Below are 13,687 nucleotides of genomic sequence, written 5' to 3' on the forward strand. Positions count from 1 at the left end.
TCAATACCCTATCCCGATGATGCGCGCGGAAATGGAGACACCCGAATAATCAGGACAGCGTACGTTGATGCCCACGCGCGGATTCACCGTTGAAACAGCGTTCCACGTCAAAAACGTTGCTGTTGAAGTACCTTCATGTGTGGCAACTGCAAGAAACAACGCATTGGGAAATGCCAGTGGCCATACGTTCAGATCTCCGTAATTGTTGTTGCCCGACTGACTGGCACTGCCGCTGATCCACTGGATGATCAACCCACCCATCCAGGAGGGGAAAACGATATAGCCTGAAATCCCCAACCTCACCATGAATCCAAGCCTGAGTTTTTTCGGCGTCACAATAGCCGAGTCGCTGACGCCAGCATTGACCTCTGCCTGCGAGGCAACTTTTGCTGTGCCAACGATAGACTCGGTCGCCTGCTGGATTTTTTTTGCAATGGATTGGACTACGCGCAACGGGGTCATCAACCTGGTGGTACTGACACCAGACTCCGCGTCCTCTTGGCTGGCCAGGCTTTCGCTGTATTTCTTCGAGATCAGCGTGTTGATGGCTGCTCTTAATTGAGTGTTATCGGCTTCGTCCGCGACCGCTCCTGAGCTTCTTATAACTTCCAGAATTTCCTGCGTGACGCTATTGCCCCAAGTTGCCGGAATCAATGACCCCGGCGTTCCGGTGATGGGGTCTTCATCTACAAATTTGTTGTTGACCAGACCGGCGCTGGGCACACTTTTCGGGTAATCCATCACGCTTCTCCATGTTTGAAAAAAACAAAAAACAAGACGTCAGCCATGAACGCCTACATCCACACGGGTATTGACGGGCGGGAAACGACTGCCGGGAAATGATCCGAATCCGGCCAATCGCGCAACGCCTGCCGGTACTCGAGCAGCTCCAGATATTGCTGGGCCTTGAGCGTCGTACCGCGCCCCAGTTCCTGCTCATCACGATGACGGGTCACCCACCATTCTGTGGATGAAAAGCTGGACTGGCGCCAAGTACGCGCCGCTGAAAGAGACTCTTGTTCGTCGTCTGCAGGTGTTACAGGAACGACTGGATTGTCAGCCTCTGACTGCTCGATGCTGCCCGGTCGGAAGTCGCCAATAGGGGCACCGATGTCGACTTCTTTACCTTCCGGAACCAGCACCATCGATTCGACGAAAGCCTTGGCGAACAGTTGGGTGATCAGGTAGTCACCGGTATCGATCAGTTCAACCGCGACACCGTTTTCCACGCGTGCATATCGGGCCATTATTCGTACTCCCAGATTTCACAGAAGGCGTTGCCGCCAGCGCCACTGAGGACTGAGGCGGAAGCGTTGGTTGAGCAAGAGCCGCTTCCACCTGAGCCACGGCCACCAGAACCTCCCGTTCCGTTTACGCCGATGCGTGGGGCACCGCCGTCGAACGGACTGGAGCCGCCAGCCCCGGCAAGTACGCCCCAATTGGCGTTGTACATCCCGTATTCACCCCCGATGCCACGCGCATTGGAAAGTGTGCCACCGGTAACGGCCTGCCCTCCTGCACCTCCCTGAATGCACCCCACTGCCGTTGCAGTTATCGCCAACGTCAGAATCTGCCCTCCCGCACCGCCCGCAGCGCTCATGTATGTGCCGAAGGAAGCGCCTCCTCCTGGCTGGCCCGCCGTGTTACTTGCTGCACCACCGGCCCCCAGCGAAACAGGGACACCTGCCAGCATTTGTGGGGTGACTTCATACAGGCTCTCCACGTACGCACCGGAACCTCCGCCGCCGCCGATCATTTGATGACTCGCAGCGACAGGCACACAACCGCCGCCAGATCCACCCGCCCCCACCAACCGCACGCGAATGCGTCTGGCTTTCGGATTTGGCTTGTAAACCGTGATACCAACCGTCTCGATCTGCCTGATTGCCAACAGTCGCCCGCCTGCATCGGTGATGCCGTAACCACTCAGCGTGGTCGGGGTGTTTTTCAGTTTGGTGAAATCGACCAGCGCGCCAATGGCGGTGGCCAACTGGTCGGTTTTAGCCTCATCAGGCGTCAGCCCGGCAGCCTTGATGGCGTTAAGAATTTCTTGTGTAACGCTGTTGCCCCACACCGCCGGAATCAACGAACCCGGCGTACCCGCCACCGGGTTCTCATCGACGAAGCGGCCATCGACCAGGCCGACGCTGGGGACGCTTTTTGGATAATCCATAGAATGCTCGTTCCTTTGAAATGACAAATGACCGGCATCGGCAAAACGTTCTCCGCCTACCTGCTCACGGTCTGTTTTCAGAAAATAAAAAGCCCACATCGAAGTGGGCCTGGATGACGCAGCACTGAGGTTTTTGATTTAGCGGGATGGACCGCTGACCAGTTCGCGAATCGCGACCAATGCTTCGTCAGCAGCGCTGCGCGCCAGATCCATCTTGCCCTTGGCAGCCTGCGCGCGAATCTGTGCCTTGGCCTTCAGGCGCAGCGTACGCAGCGTCAGCAAATGATCAGTCAGTTGGTCGGCCTTGTTTAGAATCTGCTCGGCGGCCTGTTTGGCGGTGCGACCTTTGACCACCCAGGCAGCGACCGACAGCGGTACGTCTTTTTTCGGATAGCCGGCGTCCTGATAAGCCTGGGCGTCGGCGGCAGCCTGGGCATATTCCATGGCTTTGAGCGGGTCGCCAGCCAGTGCCGTGCGAGCGTTGTCGGCGGCGGCATCGACTTTGGTGCACAGGTGCTCAGTTTCGCGCTGTTCCAGTTCGGCCACTCTGGAGAGGTTCAACGCCCACGTCTCACCATCCCAGTCATGCGCGCTGGAAGGCTGCGCGGGGCGCAATCCGTCCTCGAACTGATGCAGTTCTTGAATGATGATCATCGGATCAACTCCCAGGAAAAATTGATGTTGACGGCTGCCGAGAAATTAACCGCGATACCTGTAGCGTAATCAGCAACCGGATGGGATTTCAGTCCCATGCTGAACAGCAATTCGTCGCTGGAGGCATTGCTGGCTCCCCAAGTGTGTTCAGCTTGATAGGTCTGCCAAAGCGAGCGCAATTCGGCATGGTCAAAGCTGGCGGTCAGTGTCGAAACCGTTGTGTCGCTCACCACGTTGCTGGAAAAAATCAGTACGGGGGCATTTGCTGTTGCCCATCCATCCCAGTTGCTGGAGGTCGTAATCGTTGGATTCAATGAACAATAGTTGCCTCCAAGCCACCCCGCTGAGGCAAACCCGACCGAACTGATGGCAGTCGGATGCGGCGTTGGATTGCCCACTACCAGCCGTGCTGCGCGAGCATGTGGATCGAGCGGCAGATAAACCACGCCGTTACCGTTAACGGTTTGCGTCCACGACAAATGGCTGCGGTTGTAGATCGGTCTGACAATCGGCACCGAACCCGGTCCCGCTGTCACGACCCAGGCCAGACAAATGTCCAGTGGCGTGGATTGAAATCCACCACCCGCCGCGCCGTTGACTGTGCCCCGCAGGCCGTCCGGCATGGCGTCATAAATCGTTCCGCGCTGCATGTAAAACGTCAGCGCACCGGCGAGCACCTGCGCGCGTAAAAAGTAGCTGGAGGTCGGTAGCAGATCGGCACTGCTCCATGCTGTCGTTGTGAACGTACGCGAACGCCCCAACTGCCCTGCCAGCACTTCCTGGCCGAGACTGATCAGCACCCCGGACGGAATCGATACTCGACCGCCGCTGGTCGAAACAGCTGCGGGGGTTATCGCCAGGCGTCCATCTGTGGTGGCCACTGTCGCTCTAGGCAATGACCCGATCGGCAACGCCGAATCCAGATTCCAGCCCTTGGCCGAAACCGACTGAATCGCCTGCAACAACTGATCGTATTTGTTTTCATCCGGTGCCAGATCCGCGGCTTTGATCACGTTAATGATTTCCTGCGTGACACTGTTGCCCCACTCCGCCGGAATCAACGACCCCGGCGTCCCCATCAGCGGATTCTCATCGACAAACTTCCCGTTCACCAACCCGGCGCTGGGCACACTTTTCGGATAATCCATTGCATCACTCCCTAGTCATAGTTGATGTGCACTTTGGTATGCGCCGGCGCACTGCGGTGGATCAGGCATTCCAGTGCCGAGCCCGGGTTTACGCCGAAGCGTTCGCCCCAGTAACTCGCCCCGAAGCGTCGACCCAGCAGCAGGCGGCCGCCGGTGTTGAGGGTCCACATGAATTGCGCTTCCCAGGTGCCGAAGTGCGCCGAGCCAAACCGCGCACGGCCCATGCGTGGGGCCTCGTGTTCGGTGATGGAAGCATTGGGGTAGCCCTGGCTTTTGGCGATTTCGAGGTAGTAACCGACGGCCTGACTGCCAACCGCGAGCAAGCGTCGGCGCACGGCGAGGCGGCGGTCGTCGAACAGCGGTTCGGCGCCCAGGCACGGGTCGGGCAGGTTCATGACTCGCTCCCAGTCCGGCACCAGTTCACTGACGCCGGCCGGGTCCATTTCGTTGAGCAGATCGGCGGCGCGGGCGTCGAGGCGCGCCAGTTCGACGGCGACGCCTTGCAGCACTTCTTCAAGTTCCGGAACCCGCTCCGGGTCCCATGCGGGACCCAATGGCAGCAATGCGCGCAGCTGAGTCTGATATTGCGCGGCGGTTCTTATGCCCCCCATACGCAACCTCCAAACGTCAGCAATTCACCCTGGGCGGCGGGCACATCGACGACCGGTGCGGTGAGCGTGTGATCGTATTCGCCGCCAGCGCTGCTGATGGCTTCGCGGATGTGGCTGATCAGCAACGGCACGCCAAGATCGGCTTCACGGTTGTGCAAGTCGCGCAACTGCGCTTCGACGGCGGCACGCACAGCGGTGGTGTCGGGATTGACGCTTTTGAAGCGATACACCACCGGCACTTGAATCGGTTTCTGCACATGCACTTCGGCGGTGACCGGGCGCAGTGGTTCGATGTAGTCCTGAACTTCTGCCAGTTGCTGGTCGTTGGGCACCGGTTGCGGATCGTCATCACGCATGATGAACACCGTCACCGTGCCCGGGCCGAGCAAACCGCCACGGCACCAGGCGCGGGTCACGCCCGGCACTTCCAGCGCCCAGGTTTCGTAGTCATTGGCCGAGCCGCCATGGGGGATGACGCGATAGGAACGGATCACCCGCGAGCGCAGCGACTCCAGACTTTCCCGCGCCACGCCGCCACTGAGTCCCGGCGCCAAAACGACAAAACTGGTGCCGACAATTCCGGCGATCGGCTGCACCGGGGTCAACGCCAGACCGGCATCAGCGTTGCCCAGACTGCCGGCATCCAGCGCGGCAATGGTCGTGGTGTTGATGCCATTGGCGGTGGTGCGCGCCGTGGTCACTTTGTACGTGCGACCGTCGTTCGTTTGCAGCAGCGTGTCCACGTCCAGCACCGCACCGGCCGTCGCGGTGAAACTGACGCTGCCGCTGGCCACTTGCGCGGGTTTGCGCGGCTGGTTCAGACGCAGCGCGGCGATGCGTTCCAGGGTCGACTCGTCGGCTTTGTCCGGCAGGATCTGCTCGGCGATCCAGTCAAGATAACCGTACAGACCATAAGCGGCGCCGCCCAAGGTGCGGGCCAGCACTTGCGCATCGGACTGGCGCAGCGAATCGCCGGCCAGGTCGCTTTGGGTGCGCTTGATCAGCACCGGCAGCGAAGGGGTTTCAAACGGCATAGATCACCTGCCAACTGTTATCGGGGTTGATGTCCAGACGTTCGCCGTCGGCCAGGGTCAGGACCGTGCGCAGGTTCAGGCGCTGGGCGTCGAGGCGTTCGCTGATGATGTCGATGGCGCTGCAATGGCCGTCGTCGATCAGCCATTGCAAGGCTTCGCGGGCATAAAACTCGGCGTCCATCTGGGTCTGTCGGGTCAGCTTGACTCGACGCAACAGCCACAGACGCGAGCCGATGCGATCGTCGGCAACGGTGGGAAAAGTGTCGCCCCACCAGCCGTAGCGCTCTTCGTCGTCGAGGGCGTCGTCATCGGCGGCGCGGCGCCAGGTGAACAGACTGATGAGCACGGCGCGGGTCAGCGCAGCGTGGAGGTTCTGGCTGATAAACATCACTGGCCTCCTACCGGTGCGCCGGTCTGGCCGTTGCCGGCCTGCACGCCGACGTGCACGTGTTTGATCTGGCTGATGCCGCCAGCGAGTTGATCGCCGGTGGACACGATCTTGCCGGTCTGGTTGATCACCGGCGTGTCAAAGTTCACAGCGCTGCTGGCGCGGATGTTCAGCGTGGCGGTTTCGATGTCGATGATCCGCCCGCGCTTGAAGTGAATTTTGTCGCCCTCGTCGGTGTAGATCGCCACTTCGCCACTGGCGAGCGATTGCAGGCGATAGCGGCGATCAGCGACCACCAGGGCGATAGCGTGGGAACGGTCACCGCCCAGAAATGTGACGACACCTTCGGCGCCCGCCAGCGGATGGCTGGTGAAACCGTAGGGTTCGAAGTGTTCGAGGTCATCGTTGACTTCGCCGGCGGTGAGGCGCATTTGCAGCGATTGCAGCTTGGATGCCGAATTGGCGAGCACGACAGTGCCGCGCGCCAGGAGGCGTGTCAGTAGGCTCATGAATTGTCCTCAAGACTCTGCCAGAGACCGACAAACCTGTGGGAGCGGGCTTGCCCGCGATGGCGGAGGGTCAGGCAAAAAGGTTTGCAGCGACCACCGCATTCGCGGGCAAGCCCGCTCCCACAGGGTTCGGTGGTGCTGCATCGGGCTCAGGTTTTTTTCGGAGGCGAAGGATCTGGATCGAAGGTATGCGGCGGCGCAACCTGCAGGGTTGTCACCGAGCCCTGTGCCGACAACGAGTACGTCACTTTGGAGATGAGCATGTCGCCGTCGAACCCGAGCACCGGATCCTTGACCTTCACCAGCGTGTTGTGACGCCAAAGGTCGCCGTTGGCCTGGCGCCAGCCCTGTACCTGATAGGTGGTGGTTTGCGCCCGTCCCATGCGGGTGGCGCTTTCCCACTGGGCACGTTGTTGCGCCAGCTCAAACGTCAGCGCGGTGCCCTCGTTGATGATCGTGGTTCGTCGACGTTTGAAGCTCAAGTCGGCCGCTGTCGATTCAACTTCGCTGACCGCCGCCCCGCTCTTCTTGTCCGAACCTTTTTGCTGACCGATCACCCGGTATTCGGAGAACACCTGGCTGTGGTCCATTGCCGCGTTGGCCGACAAGATGTTCTTGCCCAGCTCCAGCGCATCGCTGGCGCGCCCGCCACTGCCGGGCTTGGCCAGTACCAGCCGGCCTAGCTCGTCATCGGTGGAAAACACCCGGAACAACGAGAGCAAACGGTCGATCGACTGGAACACCGTTTCACCCGGCACAATCGTGTGCTTGGCCAGCCGCGAGGTCTCGGGGATTTCGTTGACCACCCTCAACGAATACTCCATCGCCAAGGCCTGGACAATGCCCAGCAGCGGTTGCTCCTGCCATTGACTGGGCCGGTTGGTGGCGGCGCAATCGACCAGATCCTGAGTCTTGGAACTGCCCTCGACACTCAGGCTGATCTGCCGACCGTCGTAGGTGATGGGCGCCTTGAACACGTAACCGGTGAGGACCAGATCTTTGCCGATCTTCACTTCACACGGATCGCCTGGCTTGATCGGTTTATCCACCGTTTGCCCCGGCCATTGCCAGGTGATGTCGAGTTTAAAGGTGCGAAACTGGCGCTCCAGATCAGCCGTGATCTGCACGCTTTTCCAGCCGCCGTACTCCATGCCGTCAACCGTTAGCGTGACAAGGTTATCCAGCTCGTTCATGGCTTACTCCCTGGAAACTTTGACGTCGTTGGGCGGGAGGAACAGCGGGTTGGTCCCCGCGTTGCGTTGAATCACCTCGGTCACCCGTGTCGCATCGGCATACTGCCGGTAAGCCACAACCAGTGCCGGCATGCTCTCCTGAAACGACTGGGTGACCAGACGCACGCCGGACGACGCCACCGCTTTGAGGTGCGCGACCAGTGCATCCTGCACATCGCTGATGGCTTGATAGTGCGCAGGACCCGCCTTGTTCTTCGCCCGTTGCAGCGCGTCGACCAGATCCTTTTGCAACGCTTGCACATCATCGGTGGCCGGTACTTCCTGGCGACTGATCTGCTGCTGCGACTGCTGCGACAACGAAGGCGTCGACGGCAGTTTCAGCGGCTTCGTCGCCACCGGCATCGAGGCAACCCATTGCGCCACTTTCACGATCAGCGTGTCCTGCACCAGATCCGCCATGGCTTGTGCCGCCGCGGTGGTGTCCTTGCCGGTGGTGATCTTCGGTGCATCGGCCTTGCGGATGGCTTCGAGTTGTTGCGACACGTCGGCAATCACGCCACGGTAGCCCTCCTTCGCGAACGCCTTCAGCTCCTTGATATCGCCGAGCAAACCCTTGAACTCCGCCGCCACTTCCTTGGGCAGTTCCTTGACGGCTTTGACCAGTTCGGTGATCTGTTTGTATTGCTCGATCAGCGGTTTGAGCTGTTCCTTGATCACTTCATAGACCCCGGTCAGGCTGTTGCTCAGATTGGCGATACCGATCCGCGCGGCCTTGATCAAGGTCATCGCCTGTTCGAAGCGTGCCACCGCCGAACCCAGCAAAGTGTCAGCCTTGGACAACAACACTTTTTGCGTACTGACGGTTGCCGTCGGAAACGGCAACGGCTGATCGGGGTAGAACCTCAGCGCGAACGTGACCAACCCACCGTCCTGGCGAGTGTGGGTCATGTCGCACTCGCCGACCTTGACTTGCACGCGTCCGAGCCATGGATGCACCAGCTCACCGCTCCCCGCCTCCAGCGCCTTGAGCAGCTTGTCGCGCTGCTCCAGGCAATCGGCACCGACGATAAATGCCGTCAGATCGTGGGTCCTGGCCTGCTGGCCGAGGTCCTCGAAAAACGGCAGGTCACGCTGCGGATACTCGTGCAACTGACCCTTGCGACCGACCGGGGTTTTCGCCTGATCGATCCAAAACCCGACACCGCGAAAGGATGCCGGCAACAAGCGGTCACGCCAGTTCATTGGAACCTCCTGCCGACAGTGAGCGATAGCCGATGCGCGACGACAGCGCCAGGCTCGGTTGATTGGTTTGCGGTTGATCGGTGCGCAGCCCGGCCGGCGCGTTTTCGAAGCGCACGGTGAGGCCGCCCTCGAGCTGCGTGCGGTTGTTGGCGGCGCTTTGCTGGATCAGCGTGTTGGAGGTTTGCGACAGAGAGCCGGCCTGTAGGGCCGGTTTTTCCGGCGTAGTTCCGGGTGCCGCCAACGGGCTCGCTGGCGACTCCACGGTGCCTTTGAAAAACACTGGCGCCAGTTCGCCTTTACCTTCAGCGTTAGTCTTCAATTGAGCTTGAGTGAAAACATCCACCCTGGCCTTGGCATCAGCGATCAGCTCGCCGAAACCGCCGTTGAAAAACGCCTTGATCGGAGCGATGGCGTCCTGAAACTTCTGCGCCCACTTTTCGATCCAGGCGGTAACAGGTGCCCAGTTCTCGATGACTTTTTCCAGCGGTGACCAGCCCAATTGCTCGCGAATAACCCCGTACATCGCCACAAACGGTAGCTTGATGTAATCCCAGATCGCGGTGAACACACCGACCACCCCGCCCCAGACGGCCTGAATCACTTCCAGCGGCGACCAGTCAAAGAAGCCTTGCAGGAAAGTCTGCACAGGCACCGAGACCGCCCTGAGCAAATCCCAGATCGAAGAGAACAGCCCGACCAATGGCCCCCAGTTATTCACGATCAGCCCATGGGGCGAATAGTTGAACCAGGTCTTGAAGAACTCCATCACCGGCGCCGCGACAGCCTTGACGCCCTCCCACAACGCCGCGAAAAAAGCCGTGACCGGTCCCCAGTTACTGATCAATTGCCCCAGCGGGGTGTACCCGAACATCGTCTTGAAAAACTCGGCCATCGGAATGACCACCGGCGCAATTTTCTGCCAGAGCCCGATGAAAAACGTCGAGACCGGTTTCCAGTTGGCCGCGATCAAACCGGCAGCCAAGGCAATGCCAGCGGCAATCAGCATGATCGGGTTGGCCTTCATCACCATGCTCATCACGTCGAACACCTGGGTCGCACCGGCCACAGCGGTTTGCATCGCCGAGAACGCGATAGCCCCCGCCGCCAGGCCTTCGACCAGTTGCGGGTTGTCGGCGAGGATACCGCTGACCTGAGTGAGCATCGGCTCAAGTCCGACGACCAATGCACCGACAGCGGGCACCAGCGCGGCATCGATTGCGCCCGTGACCTTTTCCATCGACGCACTGAACACGTTCATGTTCTGCGCCGCGACTTTCGGTGCGGCGGGCAGGTCGACGGTTTTTGCCGTCGCGCTGACCTCGGTCAATTGGCCCTGAAACGCCGCCGCCGACTTGATCCCGTCCACGAACGGCGTAATCACGCTGCCGCCCTTGAACAGACCACTGATGTCCAGTTTGCCGAGACCGGTCTGCTCAAGATGTTTCTTGAAACTCTCGACATTGGCCCGAAGGGCGCCGAGTTTGGGCGACAGTTCATCGATGCCCGTGATCAGCACCGGAGTTTTCACTTTCTTTTCTTCGTCTGCCATCACTGCACCTGCTGCATCGCATTAATCCGTTGCGCGTGCTCCAGCGATTCGCGGAGCACATCCAGTGGCCTGGCCATCATCTGTTCGGGGTCAACCTTCCAGAACCAGGCCAGGTCATAGGCGACTGCGATCAGGTCGGTGATGGCGCCGACGCCGCACTCATGAAAAAACTTGCAACGGCCCAGCTCAGCGCGTTGAGGTCAGCCAGATCCAGCTGGTTGACCGACGACGGCGGAATGCCGGCGCACACGGCGATGTATTTGGCCGCGACGTCCATGTCGAGGCTGACCTCTTCGCTCTTGTCGATCTTGTACGGCAGCGCCTTGATCGCTCGCACCTCCTGCACCGTCGGACGGCGCAGGACGAGTTCGGTCAGGGGCTCGCCGTGAGCTTCGATCGCAACCTGAAGCTTCACGGCGCCGCTCATTGCCAGGTCCCCTTGATGCCTTCAAATTTCAGTTCGATGGTGGCGTCATCGCCTTTGGAGACTGGCTCTTCGACCAGGTAAGCGCCGGCCAGCACATAGACTTTGCCGTTGCTGAATTCGCAGGTGACGGTGATATCAGTGCCTTCGATCAGCTTCTTCAGCGGGAAGTCGGGGGTGTGCAGCGCGGTCACTTTGAACGACGGTGCGATGTCGGTTTCCTTGTAGAAACCGGGTACGACGGTTTCGCGTTTGACCGCCATCAACGGGGCTTCGCAGCCGCCATTGATAGTCAGTTGTGCGCCGTCGACCTTGACGTAGCAGGTGCCTGCAATCAGTTGACCCATGGTGTTACTCCCTTCAATAAAAAAGCCCACGCGAGGTGGGCTGAATGCTTGACGTCAAACGCTGCGATCAGGCTGCGTCGTCGTATTGCAGGCGGAATTGGTTGAGCAGTGCGAACACGCGCAGACCGTTGATGTAATCCGGCGGGAACAGCACGTTCACACGGCTCGGGTCCTGTACGTCGCGCTCGACGATCAGGTGCTCGGCGAACAGTTCGGCGTTCTCCACATGGCCTTCCAGTTCGAGCTTGGCGTACTGGGCGATCAGCTCACCGCGAAGGGTGCTCGGGGTGACGATGGGCTGGCCGGCGCCGAAACGGGTGCCGTCGGAAGCCAGTTTGTGCCGGCCGTACTTGCTGGTGATCACGCTTTGCAGACGTCGCACGATGAACGCCGACTGGTGCATGGTTTCGCTGTCCAGGTAGGAGTTTTCAGCTTGGCCGTAAGCGTTTTTCTGGTAGGTGGTGATCGAACGCTGGATGCGCACGTAGCCGCCTTCGTAGTACGCGGTGGCGATGCCATAGTTAAGCAGCGACTGACGCTCGGTCAGGGTGAAGCGCTCGCTCGCCGGCGCCGGATCGACACCCGGCAGGCTGCCGCTTTCGTCGGACGGCTGGCGTCGGCGGAGATGAACACCGAGGTGCGTGCAGCCAGTGCGGCGGCTTGTACCCAGACCGGTTGCGGAACGCCCGGTTCCAGTGCCTGAATGGTCATGTGCTGATCGTTACGCGCCTGGCCTGCAGCGACCAGCGTGCCGACGGTGCCGCGTTTGGCGCTGTAGACGTGACCGAACAGTTGCTTGGCCCACGACCAGCGACCGGTGCTGTCATCCATGACCGCTTGCCAGGTGTTGAGGGTGGCCAGGTCCGACCACGGCAGCGCGATGAACTCGAACGGCTCGTCACCCAGTGCCGCGACCGCAGCGATCTGATCCGGCACGCCGGCGCCGCCGGTCATGGCGGTGACTGCGCTGGTCAGGCCGGCCGGGGTTTCTTCGCCGTTGCTTTTGCCCAGGCGATTGAATTGCAGGCTGATGTCATTGCCGCTGTCGCCGGTCCATTTGGCAGACAGGGTGACCACACCTTCGGCCGCTGCCGCACTCACCGGGAGATCGGCACTGGCATTGATTTTCTGCGCCAGCGCAGTGGCTGCCTGAGCAGCGGTTGCACCGTTGACCACGGTGGCTTGCACACGCACGCCGCCAACATACAGATTGAGCAGACCCGCCTGAGTCGCGGTGCCGGTCAGGGTCAGCACGCCTTGGGCGATGGCACCTTCAGTGTTGTGCAGCGGCAGGCACCAGATCTCGCCAATCGGGTCGGCCTTGCGGTAGGTCTCGTACATCGAGGCGAGCATCGAGCCCTGACCACCCATACTTTTCGCCAGTGCAACGCTGGAGACCAGCATCAGTTTGCCGACCTCGCTCGGGGCGACGTTATCGTTGACCTGGGCGACGATCAAACGGCGCAGGGTCGAGCTCGCGCTATTGGCGGCCGAGTTGTCCATTTCGGCATAGAACAGCGGTACACGAATGTCCGCGGGGATGTTGCTGAATCCGATCGCCATTATTTGGCTCCCTGTGGTTTAGCCGCTTTTGCGGTTTTGAGTGTGATATCGCCGTCGGCCAGACGTCGGCGCCACCAGGCACTGTCCAGCACTTCACGGCCTTCGAGGGGCAGCAGATCGCCCGCCTCCGGGTCAGGTACAGCGCGGCCAGCAGCCGGCAGCACGGTGATGCGATTGCTCATGGGGTTACCTCAGAAGAGAAAGTCAGTTCCACGCGCCCATCGGGGCCCGGGCGTTTCAGGTTGGGGTCGGCGGGGTCGATCGCATCGACTCGCACGGTGGCCCCGGTAAAGGACGACAAACCGTCTAGTTCACGTTCGTGCCAGCTCTGCGCAGGTTGGCCGGGCAGGTTGCGACCGAGCTGGAACTCGGCAAAAAAACGCAACCGGTAAAACACACGGCTGCTGTCGATCGCGACCATTTCGCCGCCGTCATAAACGATGGCGTTGTAGTCGCTGTCAGGTTTGAACCCCACCAGCGCGCGCCACAGTTCGCCGCGCAGGTCATGCAACAGATCCAGCGCTTTTGTAGCGTCGGTGGCATCCAGCACGAGGACGATTTCGAAGCGGTCGCGGATCGGTTGAGTGATGAGATTTTGTGCGGTGCTGCTACTGGCCACATCGGCCGTTGGCAACACATGGGCCGAGGGTGTCGGCAGACCGGGATTGCCTTGCAGCAATGCCAGATCGACGCCCACCGCGATGTGACTGGCCAGGCTGGGACATTGCGCACGCAACTGCGTGAGGATCGGGGTGATCTTCATGGGGGTGTTCCAGAGTCGAGTGAAATGCGGTCTGCAGAACACTGCAAGAACCTGTGAGCGGGCTTGCCCGCGGTGGCGGTGCCACATTC

Annotated in this window: 16 protein-coding genes and 1 pseudogene; all 17 read right to left on the minus strand. The window is 60.5% G+C overall.

Annotation, left to right across the window (positions count from 1 at the left end; genetic code table 11):
- Positions 1–741, minus strand: coding sequence for a hypothetical protein (locus AB4P91_RS26645; protein ID WP_150594493.1), 741 nt, complete (start codon positions 739–741; stop codon positions 1–3).
- Positions 742–794: 53 nt separating this feature from the next.
- On the minus strand, positions 795–1,247 hold the full coding sequence (locus AB4P91_RS26650) for a phage tail assembly chaperone (RefSeq protein ID WP_395604027.1): 453 nt from the start codon (positions 1,245–1,247) through the stop codon (positions 795–797).
- On the minus strand, positions 1,247–2,173 hold the full coding sequence (locus AB4P91_RS26655) for a hypothetical protein (RefSeq protein WP_395604028.1): 927 nt from the start codon (positions 2,171–2,173) through the stop codon (positions 1,247–1,249). The genes AB4P91_RS26650 and AB4P91_RS26655 overlap by 1 nt, the downstream gene beginning before the upstream one ends.
- A 138-nt stretch (positions 2,174–2,311) precedes the next feature.
- Positions 2,312–2,827: a phage tail protein gene (locus AB4P91_RS26660; protein ID WP_150594495.1), complete on the minus strand. Its 516-nt coding sequence runs from the start codon at positions 2,825–2,827 to the stop codon at positions 2,312–2,314.
- Positions 2,824–3,975, minus strand: a complete 1,152-nt coding sequence (locus tag AB4P91_RS26665; protein WP_150594496.1) for a phage tail protein — start codon at positions 3,973–3,975, stop codon at positions 2,824–2,826. Before AB4P91_RS26665 ends, AB4P91_RS26660 begins: the two co-directional genes overlap by 4 nt.
- 11 nt (positions 3,976–3,986) lie before the next feature.
- A complete protein-coding gene (locus tag AB4P91_RS26670) occupies positions 3,987–4,586 on the minus strand; it encodes a YmfQ family protein (protein ID WP_395604029.1) in 600 nt (199 codons plus the stop codon).
- Positions 4,574–5,620, minus strand: coding sequence for a baseplate J/gp47 family protein (locus tag AB4P91_RS26675; protein ID WP_395604030.1), 1,047 nt, complete (start codon positions 5,618–5,620; stop codon positions 4,574–4,576). The genes AB4P91_RS26670 and AB4P91_RS26675 overlap by 13 nt, the downstream gene beginning before the upstream one ends.
- Complete coding sequence (locus AB4P91_RS26680; RefSeq protein WP_150594499.1) at positions 5,610–6,008, minus strand: phage GP46 family protein; 399 nt, start codon at positions 6,006–6,008, stop codon at positions 5,610–5,612. Before AB4P91_RS26680 ends, AB4P91_RS26675 begins: the two co-directional genes overlap by 11 nt.
- The gene (locus AB4P91_RS26685; RefSeq protein WP_395604031.1) at positions 6,008–6,517 is read right to left on the minus strand and encodes a phage baseplate assembly protein V; all 510 of its coding nucleotides are present in this window, start codon (positions 6,515–6,517) and stop codon (positions 6,008–6,010) included. Before AB4P91_RS26685 ends, AB4P91_RS26680 begins: the two co-directional genes overlap by 1 nt.
- Before the next feature lie 149 nt (positions 6,518–6,666).
- Complete coding sequence (locus tag AB4P91_RS26690; protein ID WP_395604032.1) at positions 6,667–7,710, minus strand: phage baseplate assembly protein; 1,044 nt, start codon at positions 7,708–7,710, stop codon at positions 6,667–6,669.
- Between the two features lie 3 nt (positions 7,711–7,713).
- Entirely contained in the window at positions 7,714–8,952 is a 1,239-nt protein-coding gene (locus tag AB4P91_RS26695; RefSeq protein WP_395604033.1) for a DNA circularization protein, read from the minus strand.
- Positions 8,939–10,501, minus strand: a complete 1,563-nt coding sequence (locus tag AB4P91_RS26700; RefSeq protein ID WP_395604034.1) for a phage tail protein — start codon at positions 10,499–10,501, stop codon at positions 8,939–8,941. Before AB4P91_RS26700 ends, AB4P91_RS26695 begins: the two co-directional genes overlap by 14 nt.
- Before the next feature lie 130 nt (positions 10,502–10,631).
- On the minus strand, positions 10,632–10,928 hold the full coding sequence (locus AB4P91_RS26705) for a phage tail assembly protein (RefSeq protein WP_007908778.1): 297 nt from the start codon (positions 10,926–10,928) through the stop codon (positions 10,632–10,634).
- A complete protein-coding gene (locus tag AB4P91_RS26710; RefSeq protein ID WP_249485163.1) occupies positions 10,925–11,272 on the minus strand; it encodes a phage tail tube protein in 348 nt (115 codons plus the stop codon). The genes AB4P91_RS26705 and AB4P91_RS26710 overlap by 4 nt, the downstream gene beginning before the upstream one ends.
- Positions 11,273–11,339: 67 nt before the next feature.
- A pseudogene (locus AB4P91_RS26715) lies at positions 11,340–12,835 on the minus strand (phage tail sheath subtilisin-like domain-containing protein).
- Positions 12,835–13,017 carry a DUF2635 domain-containing protein gene (locus AB4P91_RS26720; protein WP_003222219.1) on the minus strand — a complete coding sequence of 61 codons (183 nt, stop codon included), beginning with the start codon at positions 13,015–13,017 and terminating at the stop codon, positions 12,835–12,837. Before AB4P91_RS26720 ends, AB4P91_RS26715 begins: the two are co-directional and overlap by 1 nt.
- A complete protein-coding gene (locus AB4P91_RS26725; protein WP_395604035.1) occupies positions 13,014–13,598 on the minus strand; it encodes a hypothetical protein in 585 nt (194 codons plus the stop codon). Before AB4P91_RS26725 ends, AB4P91_RS26720 begins: the two co-directional genes overlap by 4 nt.
- Positions 13,599–13,687 lie beyond the last annotated feature (89 nt).

It is taken from the genome of Pseudomonas sp. B21128 (genome assembly GCF_044218865.1).
Classification (GTDB): Bacteria; Pseudomonadota; Gammaproteobacteria; order Pseudomonadales; family Pseudomonadaceae; genus Aquipseudomonas; species Aquipseudomonas iridis.

What these genes read in the sequence shown, in the direction of transcription:
- AB4P91_RS26665 (WP_150594496.1), bottom strand. Translation starts at nt 3,975, where the DNA reads ATGGATTATCCGAAAAGTGTGCCCAGCGCCGGGTTGGTGAACGGGAAG.
- AB4P91_RS26700 (WP_395604034.1), bottom strand. Translation starts at nt 10,501, where the DNA reads ATGGCAGACGAAGAAAAGAAAGTGAAAACTCCGGTGCTGATCACGGGC.
- AB4P91_RS26705 (WP_007908778.1), bottom strand. Translation starts at nt 10,928, where the DNA reads ATGAGCGGCGCCGTGAAGCTTCAGGTTGCGATCGAAGCTCACGGCGAG.
- AB4P91_RS26650 (WP_395604027.1), bottom strand. Translation starts at nt 1,247, where the DNA reads ATGGCCCGATATGCACGCGTGGAAAACGGTGTCGCGGTTGAACTGATC.
- AB4P91_RS26695 (WP_395604033.1), bottom strand. Translation starts at nt 8,952, where the DNA reads ATGAACTGGCGTGACCGCTTGTTGCCGGCATCCTTTCGCGGTGTCGGG.
- AB4P91_RS26685 (WP_395604031.1), bottom strand. Translation starts at nt 6,517, where the DNA reads ATGAGCCTACTGACACGCCTCCTGGCGCGCGGCACTGTCGTGCTCGCC.
- AB4P91_RS26675 (WP_395604030.1), bottom strand. Translation starts at nt 5,620, where the DNA reads ATGCCGTTTGAAACCCCTTCGCTGCCGGTGCTGATCAAGCGCACCCAA.
- AB4P91_RS26725 (WP_395604035.1), bottom strand. Translation starts at nt 13,598, where the DNA reads ATGAAGATCACCCCGATCCTCACGCAGTTGCGTGCGCAATGTCCCAGC.
- AB4P91_RS26655 (WP_395604028.1), bottom strand. Translation starts at nt 2,173, where the DNA reads ATGGATTATCCAAAAAGCGTCCCCAGCGTCGGCCTGGTCGATGGCCGC.
- AB4P91_RS26690 (WP_395604032.1), bottom strand. Translation starts at nt 7,710, where the DNA reads ATGAACGAGCTGGATAACCTTGTCACGCTAACGGTTGACGGCATGGAG.
- AB4P91_RS26645 (WP_150594493.1), bottom strand. Translation starts at nt 741, where the DNA reads ATGGATTACCCGAAAAGTGTGCCCAGCGCCGGTCTGGTCAACAACAAA.
- AB4P91_RS26710 (WP_249485163.1), bottom strand. Translation starts at nt 11,272, where the DNA reads ATGGGTCAACTGATTGCAGGCACCTGCTACGTCAAGGTCGACGGCGCA.
- AB4P91_RS26670 (WP_395604029.1), bottom strand. Translation starts at nt 4,586, where the DNA reads ATGGGGGGCATAAGAACCGCCGCGCAATATCAGACTCAGCTGCGCGCA.
- AB4P91_RS26660 (WP_150594495.1), bottom strand. Translation starts at nt 2,827, where the DNA reads ATGATCATCATTCAAGAACTGCATCAGTTCGAGGACGGATTGCGCCCC.
- AB4P91_RS26680 (WP_150594499.1), bottom strand. Translation starts at nt 6,008, where the DNA reads ATGTTTATCAGCCAGAACCTCCACGCTGCGCTGACCCGCGCCGTGCTC.
- AB4P91_RS26720 (WP_003222219.1), bottom strand. Translation starts at nt 13,017, where the DNA reads ATGAGCAATCGCATCACCGTGCTGCCGGCTGCTGGCCGCGCTGTACCT.